We start from the raw sequence: 19,056 nt of genomic DNA, 5'->3' as shown, positions 1-19,056 counted from the left end.
GTGTGAAGCAGATCTGCCAACCACGCTCTGGCGCTCGGGGAAAAGTATCGGGCTGCGCATAACAGGCGTACTCAATAATGCCAACGGTGGCTGCCGGCACACAGCAATAAATATTAGTAGACGTAAGCATCAGCGTTAGCGCCGAAAATACACGCGGAAGGTAGTGCCCAGGCCGGGCTGACTTTCCACCTCAATGCGGCCCCCGGCGTTTTCTACTATTTTCTTGACCATGTAGAGGCCGAGACCTGTACCCTCCACATGGGTATGCAGGCGCTGAAACATGGCAAAGAGCTTTTTTTGGCTGTGCGATAAGTCTAGCCCCAGGCCATTGTCCTGCACTTCGAGCACCTGGTAGTCGTGCTGCGGCTGGCAGCTGAGGCGCACCAGAGGCACGCGGTCGGGGTGGCGGTACTTAAGGGCGTTGCTGAGCAGGTTGTAGACCACCGAGCGCAGGTTCTTTTCCGAGAAGTTCAGGGCTAGGTTAGCCGGCACCTGCACCTCGAGCTGGGCCTGGGTTTGCTGAATAAGAGGCAGCAAGTCGAGGCGTACCGCTTCGACAACTACGGCTAGCTGCACGGCTTCCGTGGCCTGGTCGTGCTCTTTTTGCAGGCGCGAGATATCAGTTAGGTGGGTAATGGTCCGCTTGAACCGCTCGATGGCTTCCTGCATGAGCGTGAGCATGTAGGGCACCTCGCCGACCCGGCTCGCAGTGGGTAGTGCGTGTTCGAGCGCCAGCAACAGGCCTTCAATGTTGCTGATGGGCGCTTTCAGGTCGTGGGAGGCGGTATAAATGAAATTGTCCAGGTCCACGTTGGTGCGCGTGAGTTGCGTATTGCTCTCGTTCAGCTCCGCGTTGCTGGCTTGCAGCTTCTGGTTGATGGTAGCTAGCTCCGCATTCAGCTCCTGCACGCGCTGGCGGATACGCACTTGCTCGGTAACGTCGTGGGCGAAAACCCGCACGCCGTCAATAAGCCCGTGGGCGGCGCGGCGGGCCTGGTAGGTGAAGGTCCAGTAGATTTCCTCCGGGGCGTGCCCCTCGTGGCGCGCCTGAAGCAAGGGCAACTCCTGCACCGTCACGGGCTCACCGGTTTGGTACACGTGCTGGAACAAGTCCGGAATGGGCGTGTCTACCAACTCGGGCAAGGCTTCCAATAACGGTTTGCCCGCCAGTGCGCGCCCCGGAAAGATGTGCTGGTAGGCCGGGTTCACTAGTTGAAACACGAGGGCGGGGCCGTCGAGAATGACGATGGGCGCCGGGGCTTGCATAAACAGCTGCTCCAATTCCTGGCGCTGTACTTCGCGCTCCTGGCGGGCCAGGGCTTGCTCGGTGACGTCGAAGGCGAAAATAGAGACCCCCGCCACTTCCCCGTTTTCGCGGTAGGCCTGGTAGGTGAAGTTGAAGTAGTCGGTGCGGGGTGGCTGCCCAGGGGTAGGCTCCCGCACAAAGGGCACTTCCTGCCCGAAGTAGGTTTCGCCGGTTTGGTACACCTTATCGAGCAGCGCCACAAATCCCTGGTCTTTCAGCTCAGGCACGGCCTCCACCACGTTCAGGCCCACAATCTGGCGGCCGGGAAACAAGGCCTGATAGGTCGGATTAACGTATTCGTAGCGGTGGCCCGGGGCGCGCAGCAGTGCCACAAGCGCGGGGGTTTGCTCAAAAATCTGGTAGAACGCCAGGCGCTCGGTGGCCTGGTGTTGGGCCGCAACCAGCAACTCGGCATGCAGGGTCTCGGCCTGCTGCCGGGTCCGCACTTTATCGGTCACATCCACGATGAAGGCCAACACGCCTTGGGTCTGGTGCTGCTCATCCGTCAGGGGCTGATAGATAAAATCCTGGTAGCGTAGCTCCGGCTGGCCGGTGGCTGCGTCGAGGAGGTGAATGGGCTTCTCGGTGCCAATAAAGGGCTGGCCGGTGGCATACACCTGGTCGAGCAGGCCGATGAAGCCTTGCGCCACCACCTCGGGAAATACGTCGGCTACGGTAAGGCCTAGGTGCACGCGCCCGGCAGACAGGCTCTGGCAGGCCTCGTTGAAAAACGTGTAGTGGTGCTCGGGGCCGCTAAGGGTGGCAATGGCGGCCGGCACCTGCTGCATAATCTGCGTTAGCAAGCTTTGCTGGTGGTGCAGTTGCTGGGTGCGCTCCTGCACATGCGTTTCCAGCTCCTGGTTGAGCTGCTCGACCTGCCGGCGGGCGCGTACCTGCTCGGTTATGTTGTAGGAAAAGTCGAGGATGCCGTCGATACAGCCTTGCGCATTGCGCAGGGGGTGCAGGGAGAGATTAATGAATATCTGCTCGGGCTGGCCGTTGCCCTGAAAATCAAACCAGCCTTCCATTTCGGGTAGGTAGTGCGGCTCGCCGGTCTGGTACACTTGGTCGAACAGGGCCGCTACCCCTAGCCCTTCCGATTCGGGGGTGCCTTCGCGAAACGGCCGGCCCATGAAGGAGCGGTGCGGAAACAGGCTTTGGTAGGACGGGTTAACGAACTGGTAGATGTGGTCGGGGCCGTGGTAGACGGCCACGTAGGCGGGCAGCTGCATCAGTACCTCGTGGAAGCGCTGGCGCTGGGTTTCCGCCTCGATGCGGGCCACCTGCTCGGCGACCTGACTTTCGCGCAGGTGCGCCTGGGCCTGCACCTGGGCCGTGACATCGAGCACGGAATGGATGAGCTGCACCACCTGGCCCTGGGCATCGAGCACCGGGGCATTCAGCGGCTGCCAGTAGCGCTCCACGAAGTGGCCGGGGCGGGCGGGGTCAGGTACGTCGTAGCGCTGCTGGGCCATTTCGTGGGGCTGGCCGGTGGCTAGCACCTGCGTCAGCGAAGCGCGCAGGTTGTGCATGCTATTCGCTTCCGGGGTCTGCGGGTTGTCGGGAAAGACCTCAAACACGTACTTTCCCAATAAGTGCGCTCGCTCGGTCAGCGTGGCGGCTAGGTAGGCGTCGCTCACGGCTTCAATGACCAGCTCGCGCGAGAGCAGCAGGTAGGGCCGGGGCAGGGCGTTGAACAGGAGCCCTAGGTCTGGCGTAACTGGCATAAGCGAAAGTCAATAAAGTACAGAGCGATGATGAAGGTGCGTTACCTGCCCTAGGCGGTGGGCCATTCCTTCGGGAACCAGCAGCTGGCAGTAGTCAGGACAAAACGCGAATTGAGCGGAGCCTACCAGCTATTTAACAAAGAGGCAGCTTGCCTACGCAAAATGCTGCGCCAGCAAATCTGCCACCTTTTCCTTAGTCAGCGGCTTGTTGATAAAGCTCGCAATGGGTAGCTCCTGGGCGCGGGCCAAGTCGACGGGATGCAAGGAGGTAGTGAGCATCACAATAACGATGGGCTGCTGCGACAGCTGCATTTGCACGTACGCTTCCAAAAAGGCTAGCCCATTGAGCACCGGCATATTCATGTCGAGCAAAATGAGCTTAGGACACCCCGGCCCCCCAGCGTTGGTACAGCTCTGGGCGAGCGTGCGCAGCGCCTGCTCACCGTTTTCGGCTATGAGTACTTGCTCGGTCACCCCCATGCGCTGGAGCAATAGCTTGTTAAGAAAATTGGTGGTGGGGTCGTCATCGACCAGCAACACACTTGCTAAGGCGGACATATAGAAAGGATAAGTACTTAGATAGGAAAGGTAACGGTGAAGGTGGTGCCCACGTTGGGCTGGCTCGCCACGGCAATAGTGCCGCCGGCATTCTCAACCAGGCGCTTGGTGATGTACAAGCCCACGCCAGTACCCTCCACGTGGGTGTGCAGGCGCTGAAACAGACCGAAGAGCTGCCGCTGTTGTAGCGCGCTCATGCCTAGGCCATTATCCTGGACGGTGAGCACCACGGCAGGTCCCGTGCGCACTGCCCGTACCCGCACCCGCGACAAACGGTCCAGGGCGCGGTACTTGATGGCGTTGCTGAGCAGATTATAAACGATGCTGCGCAGATTGGCCGGCGAGAAAGAAACCACCAAGTCGGGAGCTACCTCGACCGTAAGCTGGGTGCCCGCCGCCGTTAGGGCCGGGGCTAGGTCGAGGCGAACGTTCTCCATCACCGCCGCGAGGACTACCGGCTCGGCGGGCCCGGCATGGGCTAGTTGCAGGCGTGATATGTCGGTGAGCTGGCCGATGGTGAACCGGAAGCGTGCCACCGTGGTGTCGAATAAACCTAGCAGTTCGGTCACCAGCGCGTCTTGCTGCACTTCGAAGGGCAGCGTGTCGCGCAGGGCCAGGCCAATGCTTTCGATGTTGGTAATGGGCGCTTTCAGGTCGTGCGAGGCCGTGTAGACGAACGTGTCCAGGTCCACGTTGGTGCGCGTGAGTTGGGTATTGCTCTCGTGCAGCTCCTCGTTGGTAGCCGTGAGTTCTTCGTTAATGGCCGCCAGCTCCTCGTTCAGACGCTGTACTTGCTGGCGGGCCCGTACCTGTTCGGTTACTTCCATTACAAACGCCAGAATGCCATTGATACCGCCCTGCTCGTCGCGCCGGGCCTGGTAGACGATGGTAAAGTAGCGGTCCTCCAGCTCGGCACTGCCGTCGGCGCGGGCCACGGGGATGAGCAGCTCTTGCTCCTGCTGCGTTTCGCCCGTTTCGTACACGTGGCGGAGCAGGGTTTCCACGTTGGTAGCGGCCATTTCGGGAAACACGTCAAAAAAGCGCCGGCCGACCAACTGCCGGTCAGGTACCATCCACAGGTAGCTGGCGTTGTGGAACTCATACACGAAGTCAGGTCCGGCCTGGATGGCGATGCCGATGGGCGCCTGCTCGAATACGCTTGTGAGCAACCGCTGCTGGGCTTCGCGCTCCTGCCGGGCCAGCACCTGCTCCGTGACGTTGAAGGCAAAAATGGAGATGCCCGCGATTTGGCCGGCCTCGCGGTAGGCTTGGAAGGTGAAGTTGAAATAGCTCGTGCGCGGCAGCTGGCCCTCGGCCGGTGTCGGCGTAAACGGCAGCTCGTCACCAAAAAACGTTTCGCCGGTCTGGTACACCTGGTCCAGCAGTGCCACAAACCCTTGCGCGGCGCCCTCCGGTAGCGCCGTAACATAATCTAGGCCCACCAGGGGGCGGCCTGCGAAGAGCTGTTGGTAGGCGGGGTTGACATACTCGAAGCGGTGCCCCGGGGAACGGAGCAGCGCCACGGCGGCGGGGGCTTGCTCAAACACCTCATAAAAGGCTTCGCGCTCGGCTACCTGGCGCTGGGCAGCGGCCAGCACGTCGGCTTGCAAAGCTAGGGCGGCCTGCGTGCGCTCGGCCACGCGCTCTTCCAGTTCTTGGTTGAGTTGCCACAGTTGCTGCTGCGTCTCGGCGAGCGTCGCGTTGGTCGTTAAGTACTCCTCGTTGCTGGCACGCAATTCTTCGTTGATGGCTGCCAGTTCCTCGTTGAGCGTCTGCACCTGCTGACGCGCGCGCACTTGATCGGTCACATCAATCGCCGAGGCGATCAGGCCCGTAATGTGGCCTCGCTCATCGTAGGCAGGCTGGTAGCTGATGTTAAAGTAACCCTGATAGGACTGGTGGGCCTGCGCAATGGTGACGAGCAGCTCCCGAAAATAGTACGGCTCTCCCGTTTGCAGCACGCCGGCAAACACGGCTTCAAAGCCTTGGCCCGCTAAGTCGGGCAGCGCCTCGAAGTGCGGGCGACCTATAATCTGGTCGAGGGGGCGGCCCCAAATCTGCCCCATGCGGGCATTGGCCAACTCTACCACGAACTCGGGGCCACGCAAGCGAGCCAGGGCAATAGGCGCCTGGGCGAAGATGCGCTGTAACTCGGTTCGTTGCGCTTCGGCCTCGGCGCGGGCGGCCTGCTCGCGGGCCTGGCTTTTACGCAGGGCCTCCGACGCCACGGATTGCTGCTCGGCCGTGTCGGAGAAACTTACCAGCAACAGGTCGCCGCTACGCTGGGCCGAGAGCAGAAAGAAGTTGTCGAGCCCGTCGAAGGAGTAATTTACCGCGTACTGCCCGGGTTGGCCCGACAGAAATGTATCGCGGTAGAAGGCAAAGATGCCCGTTTCCCGCGCGTTGGGATACAAGGTGCGAAACGTCTCGATTGGTTGGGCGGGCAAGCGCAGCATGCGCTGCGCTGCGGGGTTGAGCTGCACGTAGGCTAGGTCGACGAGCTCACCGCTTTCTTCGGCCGCGTACACGGGGCGAAACAGAATAATTCCCGTCAGCGAAACCGCGAGCAGCGCGTGCAGTAGCTCGTGGCTGGGGGTAAGGTCAGCTGGTAAGCCAGCTGGGGAAGGATACATAGACACTAAATAATAAAGGCAGCAGATAACAAGAACGGCCTAAGGTACCACATTACGCTCGTCTGCTGCGTTTAGGTCGTGTCAAACTTGTTGTCCGTCAATAGCTGCTGCTTTCGTTGAAGTTGTCCCGAGCTCTTGTTCCTGCAGCACTTCGGCCTGGCGAGAGCATCAGTACCTAGCTCCACCTGCCGCGCTCAAGGCCCGATTAACGAACCCCCTTACTCCGTGTTAAGCCAGCAGCGCGGGCAGGGTAATGACGAAGGTAGTCCCCACACCTTCCTGGCTGTGGAACGTGATGGCGCCTTCGTGCAACTCTACAATGGTCTTGATAATGGACATGCCCAGGCCCGTGCTACGCTCTCCGTGCAGGCCAGGGCGCTGCGCCTTGGTGAACTTCTCAAACAGCCCGGGTTGCAGCGCCTCAGGAATGCCGATGCCCGTATCGGTTACACGCACTACTGCTTGGCTTTCCTCACGGCTCACGGCCACCGTGATGGTGCCTCCCTCCGGGGTGAACTTAATGGCATTGCTGAACAGGTTGTTGATTACCTGCATGAACTTGTTTTGGTCCATCTCCACGTAGAGCGGCGTTTGCTCTGCCTGAAAGACAACCCGTTGGCCGAGCATACGCTCCCCGCCCTGGTACTGCTCCAGCACCAAGCGTAGTTTTTCCACCAGATCTACCCGCTCGCGCTTGAGGGTAATGTGCACCGAATCCAGAAACTCCTCGTCGATAAAGTCGCGAATCAGGTTCACGCTGTTCCCGCAGAGGATGCGCATGTGCTCGATCAGTCCCGTGAGTTCTGGATTTTGCAGCGGCGCCGTTACCTCGCGGAAATAGTCGCTCATCTGCTCCAGCACTGAGAAAGGACCGGCTAGGTCATGGGAGAGAATCTCCAGGGTGGTGTTCTTCTTGGAGTTGTACTTGTCGGCGTGCCAGAGCATGCGCTTGGTGGCCGTAATATCATCGACCAAGCCCACTACTTGCGTCGTACTCTCAGCCTCTACCCGCCGATGCGGCGTCACACAAAGGTGCTGGTCTTCTCCCTGGGGCGTGCGCAGGCGCAGCTCGAAGGGCTCGTGCAGCTGCCCGGCGCACCAGCGCTGCCAGCAGTCGGCGGCGTGTTCCTGATCATCGGGGTGCACGCGGGCGAGCAAGACCGGCAGCTCCTCGTTTACCTGGGCGCAGTGGCCTTGCAGCAGGTGCTCATAAGCCGGGTTCACGTAGCTAACGTGCTGCTCACCTAGCTCATAGACAAAGAAGAGCTGCGGAGCATCGTGCAGAAAGCTCTCGAAGGAAGCAGCGACAGAGGACATAAGCAGGGGAAAGCAGTACGTGGCTAAAGGTAGGTGCTTTCGCGAGAACCGGCGGGCGGTTGTGCCCAGGCGTTCTGTATTGCCCGTGCTGTCTGCGAGTAGGGGCTAGGTTTGGGGAAAATGCTCCTGAATTAAAGTCGTTACTTTTTCCCGGGTCAGTGGCTTGGTCAGGTAGCCGGCAATGGGCAGCCCTTGCATCTTCACCACATCCTGGGGGTTCAGCGACGTGGTAAGCATAATGATGACCACGGCCGGATTTTGCTCGGCGGGCCGCTGCGTGTAGGCTTGCAGAAACTCCACGCCGTTCATGCCCGGCATTTTCATATCCAGCAGAATAAGCGCCGGACAAGTGGGGGAGGCGCCAGCGGCACAGTGCGTGTGTAGCACCTCGAGGGCCGGCCGGCCATCTTGGGCCACTAGGATGGTATCCGTGACGGCCATGCGCCGCAGCAGTATTTGATTCAGAAAATTCGTGGTTTCGTCATCGTCCACGAGCAGGGTGCAGGAAATAGCCGCCATAGAAAAGCAGTAAGCAAAATAAAGAAACTAGCGGGTGACCGCTTGCGGCAGGAACACAAAAAACGTGGTGCCCGCGCCAATCTGGCTGTGTACTTCAATGCGGCCCCCGGCGTTTTCCACCATGCGCTTCACCATGTAGAGGCCAATGCCGGAGCCCTCCACGTGCGTGTAGAAGCGCTGAAACATGGTGAACAGCTTGGCCTGGTGCGCCGCCTCAATTCCTAGCCCGTTGTCATGCACCTCTAGCACGGTGTAGCCGGTTCGCACATGAGCGCGCACATCGATGTGGGGCGTGCGGTCCGGCGCGTGATACTTGAGCGCGTTGCTGAGCAGGTTGTAGACCACCGAGCGCAGGTTCTTCTCCGAAAATAGAATAGGCGGCGAGGCGGCAACCTCCACCCACAAGCGGGCTCCTACTTGCTCAATGACGGGGAGTAAATCTTGCCGGACCTCCTCTATCACCGCGGCTAGGTTCAGGGCGGCGGGTACGGGGGCGTGCTCTTTCTGTAGCTTCGTGACGTCGGTCAGGTGGCCGATGGTGCGCTTGAAGCGCTCCACCGCGCCGTGCATGCGCGCCAAGATGGGTTCGAGCGACTCGCCAGCGGCTAGCTCGGCGGGGAGTTCTTCCTCGAGCAGGTAGAGCAGGCCTTCAATGTTGCTGATGGGCGCTTTTAGGTCGTGGGAGGCCGTGTAGATGAAGTTGTCGAGGTCCACGTTGGTGCGGCGCAGCTGGTCGTTGCGGTCGTTGAGCGCCTGGTTCGTGACCTGGAGCTGCTCGGTGCGCTCCTGCACGCGGGCTTCTAGCTCCTGGTTGAGCTGCTGCACCTGCTGGCGGGCCCGCACCTGCTCGGTCACGTCGAAGGCAAAACTAAGCAAGCCGTCCACCTCTCCTTGCGCGTCGCGCAGGGCTTGGATAAAGACGTTGAAGTAGCGTTGCTCCAGCTGGCCGCTGCCGCTGAAATCTCCCCACGTTTCCTGCTCTAGGTCGTAATACGCCTGGCCGGTCTGGTACACATGGTCCAGTTTTTCCAGAATACTCTGCCCGTGCAACTCGGGCAGAGCCTCCCGGACCGGTAAACCTAGGATCTGGCGCGACGGAAAGAGCTGCTGATAGCGGGCATTGGCTAGCTCGTAGACGAGGGCGGGCCCGTGGTGCGTGGCCACGCTGGCGGGCAGCTGCATCAGCACCTCGTAAAAGTGCTGCCGCTGAGCCTCGGCATCGGCGCGCGCAGCCTTTTCGGCGGCTTGGCTTTCGCGGAGCGCCATTTCGACCGGGGAGCGGGGCTGGTCGGCGGTATCGGTGAAACTGACGAGCAGGCCCTGCCCCGAGCGCCGGGCCGCTAGGCGATAGTAGTTGTCGTAGCCATCGAGCTGGTAGTTGATGTTGAGCTCCCGGGGCTGGCCCGACTCAAACGCGTCGATGTGAAACGCGAGCGTGCCCTGCTGCCGGCTGTGGGGCCACTGCTGGTTGTGCGTGAGCGTCGGGCGCTCGGGCATCTGCATCATGCGCTGGGCCGTAGGATTCAGATACACAAAGGTGAAATCGTCGATTTCGCCCGCTGGGTCGTAGATCGGGGTGTAAAAGATGATTCCAGTAAGCGAGACAGCTAGTAACTCGCCGAGTATCTCGGGTGCAGGGCCAAAGGGTTCCAGGGCAGCAGCATCAGAGTAAAACGGAAACGGAACGGCAGGCATAAGGCAAGGGCAGCAGCAACGGTAGCACGTGAAGGTACGGGCTTCTAGGAGGATTGTAGGATGCTGCCAAGACTAGCCGGGTTTGCTGGAAGCTGCCAATCACCTTCCCAGGGGGCCTACGCGTACGCAAACTTCCTGGTTAAGCTAAGCAAATAAGCTGGCGTTAAGTCTACAGCAAACCTGCACGTGGGTGGAGTAGAGGCTGCAACTACTTGCTCCAGGGACCAGCCAGGCTCCTCAAACCAGCGGCTCCCGCCGGTGCACCAGCCGCTGCTTGAGCCACAAAAATGGCACCCCTAGGGCAATGATAAAGCCCCAGTCTGCCAGAAAGCGCTCCAGGCCTTCCCATGCTAAATCCAGGCGCCCTACCACGAGCCCGGCGCCGATCAGCGCCGCGGCCGGAATAAAAGCCATGGCAATCAGGGGCCCAGCCTGAAAGCTGCGCCGGAAGGCTGCCAGCATCACCACACCGGCCAGCGCCCCGGAAGCAGCCACCAGCAGCTCGGTTAGCTTGGGATGCGCCAGGTGCTGTACTTCCAAATTGCTCGCCAGCATTTGGCTACTGGTTTCCCCCGTAGCCACTAAGACGCCCATGGTGGCTGCCGCCGCCACGATGAGTACAGCATACCCGGCCAGCGCCGATTCCACGCCTCGCCGGATTAAGCTCCAATGACGCAGGACTAGGCCCAACGGTATTTTCGTCATCGGGTCGAAGCCCGGCGCAATCACGGCCGAGGCCACAAAGGCCACGGCTTGGGGCACCGGCTCGGACACGAGCCCCACGGCGGCGATGATGCCGCCCAGCGCCATCAGCAGCAAGTAGTTGGTGGTAATGCGGCCTTGGTGGCGCAGGCCACTTTCCATCTCTTCCCAAATCGCCTCGTCGCGGTCGTCATCTACCGTGTGGTGATCGGCCGGGGCAATGAAGCTGGCCACCTCGCTGGTGACCACGCTCAAGGCGTTGCGGTCGGGCACGGCCGCCCTGGCGCGGCGCAGCACCTCATCGGCCCCGCGGTTGAGCACGTGCACCGTCAACACATCCCCGGCCGGCTTCAGCGAGGCCCCGCGCAAGACGCTCAGGCCAATAACTTCGTCGAGGGCGGCTAACTCGTGCTGCAGGGTGTCGGTGACGGCGGCGGGGACGGTGAGTTCTAGGGTACGATGCATGAGTAGGAGTAAGGCGCTGAGACGCAAAAAGCCTACTGACAGAACCAGCAGGCTTTCACAAAAGGAAGAACCTGCCTCAAAGCAGGCGCCCCGCTCACTGTACGGCGTGAAAACCAAGAAGTTCTTACAGAAGAGCTAGGGTTGCTTGTGATACCCGTGGCATCCTGGAAGATCCATAACCCGCTGTTTGATTGCAGGGGCGTATAGCCAAGTCAGCTGCGGCACTGACCACTTCCCACACCCTCTAACCTTTTTACTGATCATGGCTAAGCTAAATGCGGCTGAGGCAGCCCCTCATTCTGCTAGCTGTACCCTGCTGCGGATAGGCGGAAGATAGACCATCGGCGTGCCGGCTACTCTCGCCCGGTGTAGTACCTAGGACGGGCAGCTGCTTCCTTGCTGGTGCCGCGCATGCTCTGGTCGGCCTTGTTCCACTGCTCAGGTAGCAGCTGCACGCCGGGGGAAAAGCTACAGGTGCCCAGTAAGGATTTTATAGCGCAAGTATATGGTGCGGGTGAGGCGAGTCGTAAGCGGTGGGCCCGGCGCCGGCCTATAAGTGCAGTCATTTGGCAGCGTAGCGTTAACTTTGCACCGTAAAAAGGGCACCAACACAATCGGTGTTGCGTTGTTGTCTTCCTGCTGAAAGCGAATAGCCTTAATTTGAGGCGGAAGCGCGGTTTTTATCAGCGGGTATCCTACTGCGGCCGGAAACTTTGGACTTCCGGGCGTTTTTCCAACTTCTATGAATACGACCAAAGGACGGGTGCTCGTCGCGATGAGCGGCGGCATCGACAGCTCGGTGGCAGCGGTATTGCTGCACGAGCAAGGCTACGAAGTAGTCGGCATGACCATGAAAACCTGGGACTACGCCACGGCGGGCGGCTCTAAGAAGGAAACGGGCTGCTGCTCCCTCGATTCCATCAACGACGCGCGGGCCATTGCCGTAGAGCTAGGTTTTCCGCACTACATCATCGACATCCGCGAGGAGTTTGGGGACTTCGTTATCAACAATTTCACCGACGAGTACCTGGCCGGCCGCACGCCCAACCCGTGCGTGCTCTGCAACACCCACATCAAGTGGGATGCCCTGCTGCGCCGCGCCGATCAGCTGGGCTGCGAGTTCATTGCCACCGGTCACTACGCCAACATCCGCGAGGAAAACGGCCGCTACGTGATTAGCAAAGGCCTCGACGACAACAAAGACCAGAGCTACGCGCTGTGGGGTATTTCGCAAGCTAGCCTGGCCCGCACGATGTTTCCGCTTGGCGGCATGCGCAAAACCGAAATCTACGAGGAGGCGCGCCGCCGTGGCTTCACCGAGCTGGTGAACAAGCCCGAGAGCTACGAAATCTGCTTTATCCCGGATAACGACTACCGCGGTTTCCTGCGGCGGCGCGTGGAAGGGCTGGAAGCCCGCGTAGCCGGCGGCGAGTTCATCCTGCGCGACGGCACCGTAATCGGCAAGCACGAAGGCTACCCGTTTTATACTATCGGGCAGCGGAAAGGCCTAGGTATTGCGCTGGGCTTCCCGGCCTACGTAACCGAGATTCGGCCCGAAACCAACCAGGTCGTGCTCGGCAACTACGACGAGCTGGCCAGCTCCCAAACCATCGTGGGCAAGCTGAACCTAGGTAAGTATGCCTCGCTGGAAGGTCGCGGCCTGGTGCCGAGCATCACCAAAATCCGTTACAACCACGACGGTGCGCCGGCGTTTCTGGAGCAGATCGGCGACAAGATTCACGTCTACTTCGAGCAGCCCGTGCACGCCATCACGCCCGGTCAGGCGGCCGTGTTCTACGACGGCAACGACGTGCTGGGCGGCGGCTGGATAGAACGGCACGTTATTGGCGAAGCTCCGGTAGCCACGACGGGCGCTACCGCGCTGACCGTCTGATTTATATAGATCATCACTAGCTCAGAGGGCGCCCTTCGGGCTAGTGAATTCTAGCTACCACCTAGGTTTCTGTTTGCTTCTATGCCGCAGCGGTTTACTTTTTTCCACGGGTTGCAGCGTGGGTTGTTGGGCGTGAGTCTGCTGGCGCTGGCCGCCACCACGGGCTGCAAAACGGAGCTGGAGCCGGGCCTGGAAACCGGCGCCGCGTATTACCCGGTGGAAGTCGGCACGTACCGGATTTACAACGTAATCGACAGCACCTGGAACAGCAACGTGATAGGCGTAACGCGCTACCAGTTTCGGGAGCGAATCACGGAAAGTTTCACGGATGCCGCCGGCAAGCTGGCCTACCGCGTGGTACGCTCCCGGCGCACGCTCACCACCGATGCCTGGAAAGATGACAGCGTGATGCAGGTAAACCCCTCCATGCAAACCGTGCTGCTGACCCGCAACAACCGGCGCACGGTGGAGCTGGTGTTTCCCGTGCAGGAAGGAACCTCCTGGAACCGTGATGCTTATAATACCCTGGATACCGTCACGTTTCATAACCGCAGCTACGTGCGCGCCGGTCAGCCCTTCGACGCCACTACCAACGGCCAAACTGTGCACTACGAGCAAACCGTGACCACGGAAGACAGCGGCGTGAACTCGGAGGGGCAAACCATCGACGATGGCATCCTGCAAGTAGCCAAGTTCCGGCAGGTGTACGCCCGGAACGTGGGCCTGGTGTACCGGGTGCGGCGGCGCTATTTCTACTGCCCCGTGGGCGCCTGCGTGCCGAACAAGTCGTACATCTACCTAGGTCGTGTGCGCTCGGAAACGCTGGTGGAATCTGGGAAGCTGTAGCGTTCCGGTAAGAAATAATTACAGTAAGCGAAGCGGCTGGCACAGGGTACCAGCCGCTTTTTTGTGCGCAATTTTATAGGATAAACCTAGATGGCTGAGCAAAACTTTTCGCAGGGAAAGTCAATTGTAAATGGGAATCCCTACATTTAACCACCAACCAATCAACATTCTATGCGCATTTCTACTCTTCTGTTGTCCTCGGGGCTATGGCTGGGGGCACTGGCTCCCGCGGCGGTAGCCGCCTCGCCTGCTACCGTTGTGGTAGAACCCACGGCGGTACATAAGTACCTGATCTATTTTAAGGACAAGGCCGGCTCGCCTTACAGCACGGCGCAGCCTCAGGCGTTTCTATCGACGCGGGCCATTCAGCGCCGCACCAAGCAGGGTATCGCCGTGCTGTCGCGCGACCTGCCCGTGAACCCCAGCTACGTGGCCCAGTTGAAGGCTGTGCCCGGCGTGCAGCTCTGGTACACCTCGCGTTGGTTCAACGCCGCCGTGGTATCCTGCGACGAAAGCGTGCTGGCCACCCTCAACGCGTTGGCTTTCGTGCGCAGCAGCCAGGTGCTGAACCTGACGGACGTGGCGTCTAACATCGTGAAGGACGAGCCCGAAGAAGCCGAAACAGCTACGGGCGCCAAGGAAGCCGGTAATCCGGCCGACTACGGCAACGCTTACATTCAGGCCAACATGATCGGGGCGGTGCGCGCGCACGACGCCGGTTTTCGCGGCGAAGGCATGCAGATTGCCGTGTTCGATGGTGGCTTTCCGGGCGTAAACACGGGTTCGCCGTTTGCGACGCTCCGCAGTGAGAACCGCATTGCCAGCGTGTTCAACTTTGTAGAAAAAAATACGTCGGTGTACACGCGCAGCAACCACGGCACCAATACGTTGTCGACGATGGGAGCCAGCCAGACGGGCCTGTTTATCGGCACCGCGCCCAAGGCAACCTACCGGCTGCTGATCACCGAAGATACCGACACGGAAAGCCCCGTGGAGGAAGCCAACTGGCTGATTGCGGCCGAGTACGCCGATTCGGCCGGGGTCGATGTCATCAGCTCTTCGCTGGGCTACACCACCTTCGATAATACGGCCCTGAGCCACACCTACGCCGACATGAACGGCCGCACCACTATCGTGTCGCGGGCTGCTACCATTGCGGCGCGCGTGGGCATGCTGGTGTGCAACTCGGCCGGCAACGACGGCACCGCCGCCTGGCGCTATATCGGCGCGCCCGCCGATGCCGACTCCATCATCAGCGTGGGCTCCGTTACCTCCACGATGGTGCGCTCTTCGTTTAGCTCTTACGGCCCCACGGCCGATGGCCGCATCAAGCCCGATCTGGCGGCCCTAGGTACTTCTGCGGCCGTTATTTCGCCTACGGGCACTTCGGTGCGCAGCAGCGGTACCTCGTTCTCGTGCCCGATTCTGGCCGGTATGGCTACCACTTTCTGGCAGGCCAACCCGCGGCTCACGGCCCAGCAGGTAATCTTCTACCTGAAGCGCTCGGGCAACCAGGTAAATGCCCCTGACAACAGCCTGGGCTACGGCATTCCCGATTTCGTAAAGGCCTATAACCTGGCGAACCCCAACATGCCGTTGGCTAACGCCCGCGCTTCGGCCCGGCCGCAGTTGGTGGTGTACCCTAACCCCAGCCACGGCGAGGAGCTAGCTTTGGTGCTGCCCACGGAGCTGCGCGGTCAGGCGCTATACGTGCGCATCTACGATGCGCGTGGTGCCTTAGTCGCTGAGCAGCAGCTCCGTGCTACCAGCGAGGCCGCGGTGACGCTGAAGCCCGGCCCGCTGACGCAGGGCGTGTACAACTGCACGGTGCAGTCGGAAAAAGCTGCTCCGCGTGCGGTGCGGTTTGTCAAGCTGTAGACCGGCCGATTAGGCACAGTACATAATCAAAAGCAGAAGCTTCGCAGGAGGCTTCTGCTTTTCTGTTTTCGGGCCTCACAATGTTGGGCTGGCCAGAGCGTTTACCCGGCGGCGGGCTTGGTTAACCAGCCAACAGAACCTAGGTTATTTTGCCTTAGGAATATGCGTTAGTTATCAGCAATTGTTACCAACCAGCACCGGCTACTGCTTACTTTCGTGCTATGAATGATACTGCTACCCGCCACATGGCGCCGCTGCTGGCCCCTTCGCTGCTGGCCGCCGACTTTGGCAACCTGCAAGCCGAAGTAGAACGCCTCGCCACCAGTGCTGCTGACTGGCTGCACTACGATGTGATGGACGGCCGCTTCGTCCCGAATATTTCCTTTGGCCCCGGCATTCTGCAAGCCGTGCACCGCCACGCCAAGCAGCCCTTCGACGTGCATTTGATGATCGAGGAGCCGCAGAATTACCTGGCGGCCTTCCGCGACGCGGGGGCGGCTGGCCTGACGGTGCACTACGAAGCCTGCCCACACCTGCACCGCGTGGTGCAGCAGATCAAGAACCTAGGTTGCCGCGCCGGTGTAGCCCTGAATCCGCACACGCCGGTGAGCTTGCTGGAAGACATTGCCGCCGACCTAGATGTGGTGCTAATAATGTCGGTGAACCCCGGCTTTGGTGGTCAAACTTTCATTCCCAACACCTTGCGCAAGGTGGCTGACCTGAAAGAGCTGCTGGTCGACTGCGGCTCGTCGGCGTTGATTGAGGTCGATGGCGGCGTAACGATTGATAACGCTACGGCCCTGGTGGAAGCCGGTGCCGACGTACTCGTGGCTGGCAGCTTCGTGTTTAACTCACCGGAAGGACCCGTGGCCACGCTGGCCAATATGCGGGCGCACCTGACGGCTACCATCGGCGCGCAAGAACAAGGGAAAGGCTAATGCATTCTATTTACCAAAGTGGCGTAAGAAAACCGCTGGTCTTGCTAGGATTGCTGCTCCTGCTGGCGCCGCTGCCGCTGGCGGTGGCGCAGCAGGTGGCGCGGGTACTCGTGTCGGGGGCGGTGCGCACGGCGGCCGGGCAACCGCTGGAGCTGGTGGTGGTAGGAGTGGAGGGCGAGCCCGGCGGCACCACAACCGACGCGCAAGGGCGCTTTTCCTTCAGCGTGGCGCGGCCGGCCGCAGGCACCAAACCGCTGATCCTCATTGCCCGGCGCGTGGGCTTTCAGAGCCAGCGCCTGCCCCTGAACCTAGGTGCTGCGCAAAACCTGACCATCATCCTGGGGACTGATAACCGGCTGAACAACGTGGTTGTGCGCGGCCGCTCCGATGAGGCCGACACCCGCGAGCAGGTCAGCGTCACGCACCTGGACCCACGTACGGCCAAGGAACTGCCTTCGGCCTTTGGTGATTTCAACAAAATTCTGACGACGCTGCCCGGCGTGGTAGCCAACAACGAGCTGACCAGCACTTACTCGGTGCGGGGCGGCAACTACGAGGAAAACCTCGTGTACGTGAACGGCTTTGAAATCTACCGGCCCTTTCTGGTGACGGCGGCGCAGCAGGAAGGCTTGAGCTTTGTGAACCCGGATTTGGTGAGCAAGATTGAATTTTCGACCGGCGGCTGGCAGCCGAAGTACGGCGACAAGCTGTCCTCGGTGCTGAGCATTGATTACAAGAAGCCCACCCGGTTTGAGGCGTCGGGCACGGCTAGTTTGGTGGGCGGCACGGCGCACGTCGGGGCCACCTCACCTAACAAGCGCATCAGCTACCTGGCTGGTATCCGCTACAAAAACGCGCAGTACGTGCTCCGTTCCTTGAAACAGGCGCAGGGCGGCTACAATCCAACGTTTTACGATGGGCAGGCCAACATTAACGTAGACCTAGGTCCGCGCAACAACCCCGAGCGCACGACCCTGGGGCTGCTCACGACCTTCGCCCACAACGATTACCGCTTCACGCCGGAAACCGGCGTCGCGACATTCAGTACCGGGCTGGATCAGCTAACGCGGGTGTTCATCGCCTACGATGGCCGCGAGCGAATGCAATATGATACCTACCAGGGGGGGCTGAACCTGCGCCACAACTTCACCCCGAACCTGCAAGGCGAGCTGCTAGTGGGCGCCTTAATTTCCCGCGAGTTTGAGTACCGCGACGTGGAGGCCGGCTATACCTTCGCCGACGTGAACCGCGACTCGGCTGACTACAACCAGCCAGTGCGCCAGCGTGACGTGGGTTCGCGCTTCGACCACTCGCGCAACAACCTCACGGCGCGTATTGCCACGCTGGAAGCGCGGGGACGCTGGACGCCCGGCCAGCACCACACCGTGCGTTGGGGCGTAAAGGGCGGCCGTGAAAAGATTCATGACACGCTCGACGAGTACAGCTTCGTGGACTCGGCCGACTATGTGCCTGACCGTCGCCGCTCCGTACTGCGCTCCGACCTGAACCTGGCCAGCTACCGCTACCAGGGCTACGCCCAGCATACCATCGACCTAGATTCACTGCACACGCTTACGTATGGCGTGCGGGCAAATTACTGGACCGTGAACGGGCAGCTGACCGTTAGTCCGCGGGTGCAGTACGCCTTCACGCCCCGGAAGCGCCCGAATGTGTCCTACAAGTTTGCGACCGGCGTGTACAACCAGCCGCCTTTCTATCGGGAGCTGCGCAACCAGGTGGGCAGCCGCGCCACGCCGCAGGATGTGCTCGTGCAACAGGCGCAACTGAACCCCGAGCTGCGAGCGCAACGCTCGCTGCACTTTATCGTGGGCAACGAAGTTCGCTTTAAAAACCGCTCCGGCCGCGACTTCAAGTTCACCGGCGAAGCCTATTATAAGTACCTCACCGATGTAGTGCCCTACGACGTGGACAACGTGCGGCTGCGCTACTACGCCAAAAACAACGCCCGCGCGTACGCCGCCGGCATTGAAGGCCGCGTAGCCGGCGAGTTCGTAAAAGGCGCCGAATCGTGGTTTAGCCTGGGCCTGCTTACCACCCGCGAAAACGTGGCCGGCGACTCCCTTACCGTTTTTAGCAGCGATGGCAACCCAGCTGGCAAGCAGCCCAAAGGCTACATTCGTCGCCCTACCGATCAGCGGGTGAACCTAGGGGTATTCTTCCAGGACCACCTGCCCAACAATCCATCGGTGCGGGGCTACGTAAATCTGGTGTTTGGTTCGGGCCTGCCGTTCTCGCCACCCGACCTACCGGAACTGCGCGGTACCAGCAAGCTCAGCCGCTCCTACAAGCGCGTCGACCTAGGTTTCTCCAAGGTTATTTCCCTGGGCAACACTCACGAGGCCAGCCGCCGTGCCGGGCAGCTGGAAAGCCTGTGGATTGGTTTGGAAATTCTTAACGTGTTGGCTGCGAATAATGTAGGGGGCTACAGCTACGTACAGGATATCAACGCCGTAACTTACTCCGTGCCCAACTACCTGTCCCAGCGCGTCGTGAACCTGCGGGTAATAGCTAGGTTTTAAGTGGTGAGGTGGTGAACTAGTGAGATGGTGAGTTTTCG

At 60.5% G+C, this 19,056-nt stretch carries 13 protein-coding genes; 5 read left to right on the top strand and 8 right to left on the bottom strand.

Annotated features, from left to right (window positions below; translation table 11 throughout):
- Positions 1-135: 135 nt before the first annotated feature.
- From IEX74_RS09775 to IEX74_RS09740, 8 genes are all read right to left on the bottom strand, one after another.
- On the bottom strand, positions 136-3,033 hold the full coding sequence (locus IEX74_RS09775) for a PAS domain-containing sensor histidine kinase (RefSeq protein ID WP_188813572.1): 2,898 nt from the start codon (positions 3,031-3,033) through the stop codon (positions 136-138).
- A gap of 153 nt (positions 3,034-3,186) precedes the next feature.
- Positions 3,187-3,591 carry a response regulator gene (locus IEX74_RS09770; RefSeq protein WP_188813571.1) on the bottom strand — a complete coding sequence of 135 codons (405 nt, stop codon included), beginning with the start codon at positions 3,589-3,591 and terminating at the stop codon, positions 3,187-3,189.
- A gap of 17 nt (positions 3,592-3,608) precedes the next feature.
- The gene (locus IEX74_RS09765; protein WP_188813570.1) at positions 3,609-6,224 is read right to left on the bottom strand and encodes a PAS domain-containing protein; all 2,616 of its coding nucleotides are present in this window, start codon (positions 6,222-6,224) and stop codon (positions 3,609-3,611) included.
- A gap of 228 nt (positions 6,225-6,452) precedes the next feature.
- Positions 6,453-7,541: a PAS domain-containing sensor histidine kinase gene (locus IEX74_RS09760; RefSeq protein ID WP_188813568.1), complete on the bottom strand. Its 1,089-nt coding sequence runs from the start codon at positions 7,539-7,541 to the stop codon at positions 6,453-6,455.
- Positions 7,542-7,646: 105 nt separating this feature from the next.
- Positions 7,647-8,060, bottom strand: coding sequence for a response regulator (locus tag IEX74_RS09755; protein WP_188813565.1), 414 nt, complete (start codon positions 8,058-8,060; stop codon positions 7,647-7,649).
- 27 nt (positions 8,061-8,087) lie between these two features.
- Positions 8,088-9,755: a sensor histidine kinase gene (locus tag IEX74_RS09750; RefSeq protein WP_188813564.1), complete on the bottom strand. Its 1,668-nt coding sequence runs from the start codon at positions 9,753-9,755 to the stop codon at positions 8,088-8,090.
- A gap of 237 nt (positions 9,756-9,992) precedes the next feature.
- Positions 9,993-10,922, bottom strand: a complete 930-nt coding sequence (locus IEX74_RS09745; protein ID WP_188813561.1) for a DUF389 domain-containing protein — start codon at positions 10,920-10,922, stop codon at positions 9,993-9,995.
- A 353-nt stretch (positions 10,923-11,275) separates the two neighbouring features.
- Positions 11,276-11,488, bottom strand: coding sequence for a hypothetical protein (locus IEX74_RS09740; RefSeq protein WP_188813559.1), 213 nt, complete (start codon positions 11,486-11,488; stop codon positions 11,276-11,278).
- A 176-nt stretch (positions 11,489-11,664) separates the two neighbouring features.
- Between IEX74_RS09740 and mnmA the strand changes: the two genes are divergently transcribed.
- From mnmA to IEX74_RS09715, 5 genes are all read left to right on the top strand, one after another.
- On the top strand, positions 11,665-12,816 hold the full coding sequence (gene mnmA / locus IEX74_RS09735; protein WP_188813557.1) for a tRNA 2-thiouridine(34) synthase MnmA: 1,152 nt from the start codon (positions 11,665-11,667) through the stop codon (positions 12,814-12,816).
- An 81-nt stretch (positions 12,817-12,897) separates the two neighbouring features.
- Positions 12,898-13,662: a hypothetical protein gene (locus tag IEX74_RS09730; protein ID WP_188813555.1), complete on the top strand. Its 765-nt coding sequence runs from the start codon at positions 12,898-12,900 to the stop codon at positions 13,660-13,662.
- 171 nt (positions 13,663-13,833) lie between these two features.
- Positions 13,834-15,540 carry a S8 family serine peptidase gene (locus IEX74_RS09725; RefSeq protein WP_188813553.1) on the top strand — a complete coding sequence of 569 codons (1,707 nt, stop codon included), beginning with the start codon at positions 13,834-13,836 and terminating at the stop codon, positions 15,538-15,540.
- Between the two features lie 245 nt (positions 15,541-15,785).
- On the top strand, positions 15,786-16,478 hold the full coding sequence (rpe, locus tag IEX74_RS09720) for a ribulose-phosphate 3-epimerase (protein ID WP_188814108.1): 693 nt from the start codon (positions 15,786-15,788) through the stop codon (positions 16,476-16,478).
- Positions 16,479-16,519: 41 nt separating this feature from the next.
- On the top strand, positions 16,520-19,018 hold the full coding sequence (locus tag IEX74_RS09715) for a TonB-dependent receptor (protein ID WP_229755183.1): 2,499 nt from the start codon (positions 16,520-16,522) through the stop codon (positions 19,016-19,018).
- Positions 19,019-19,056 lie beyond the last annotated feature (38 nt).

It is taken from the genome of Hymenobacter cavernae (assembly GCF_014641455.1).
GTDB lineage: Bacteria > Bacteroidota > Bacteroidia > Cytophagales > Hymenobacteraceae > Hymenobacter > Hymenobacter cavernae.
This window is presented reverse-complemented; position numbering and strand designations above follow the sequence as displayed.

Coding starts and splice junctions, on each gene's coding strand:
- IEX74_RS09730 (WP_188813555.1), top strand. CDS start 12,898: ATGCCGCAGCGGTTTACTTTTTTCCACGGGTTGCAGCGTGGGTTGTTG.
- rpe (WP_188814108.1), top strand. CDS start 15,786: ATGGCGCCGCTGCTGGCCCCTTCGCTGCTGGCCGCCGACTTTGGCAAC.
- mnmA (WP_188813557.1), top strand. CDS start 11,665: ATGAATACGACCAAAGGACGGGTGCTCGTCGCGATGAGCGGCGGCATC.
- IEX74_RS09755 (WP_188813565.1), bottom strand. CDS start 8,060: ATGGCGGCTATTTCCTGCACCCTGCTCGTGGACGATGACGAAACCACG.
- IEX74_RS09765 (WP_188813570.1), bottom strand. CDS start 6,224: ATGTATCCTTCCCCAGCTGGCTTACCAGCTGACCTTACCCCCAGCCAC.
- IEX74_RS09725 (WP_188813553.1), top strand. CDS start 13,834: ATGCGCATTTCTACTCTTCTGTTGTCCTCGGGGCTATGGCTGGGGGCA.
- IEX74_RS09760 (WP_188813568.1), bottom strand. CDS start 7,541: ATGTCCTCTGTCGCTGCTTCCTTCGAGAGCTTTCTGCACGATGCTCCG.
- IEX74_RS09750 (WP_188813564.1), bottom strand. CDS start 9,755: ATGCCTGCCGTTCCGTTTCCGTTTTACTCTGATGCTGCTGCCCTGGAA.
- IEX74_RS09745 (WP_188813561.1), bottom strand. CDS start 10,922: ATGCATCGTACCCTAGAACTCACCGTCCCCGCCGCCGTCACCGACACC.
- IEX74_RS09740 (WP_188813559.1), bottom strand. CDS start 11,488: ATGACTGCACTTATAGGCCGGCGCCGGGCCCACCGCTTACGACTCGCC.
- IEX74_RS09770 (WP_188813571.1), bottom strand. CDS start 3,591: ATGTCCGCCTTAGCAAGTGTGTTGCTGGTCGATGACGACCCCACCACC.
- IEX74_RS09775 (WP_188813572.1), bottom strand. CDS start 3,033: ATGCCAGTTACGCCAGACCTAGGGCTCCTGTTCAACGCCCTGCCCCGG.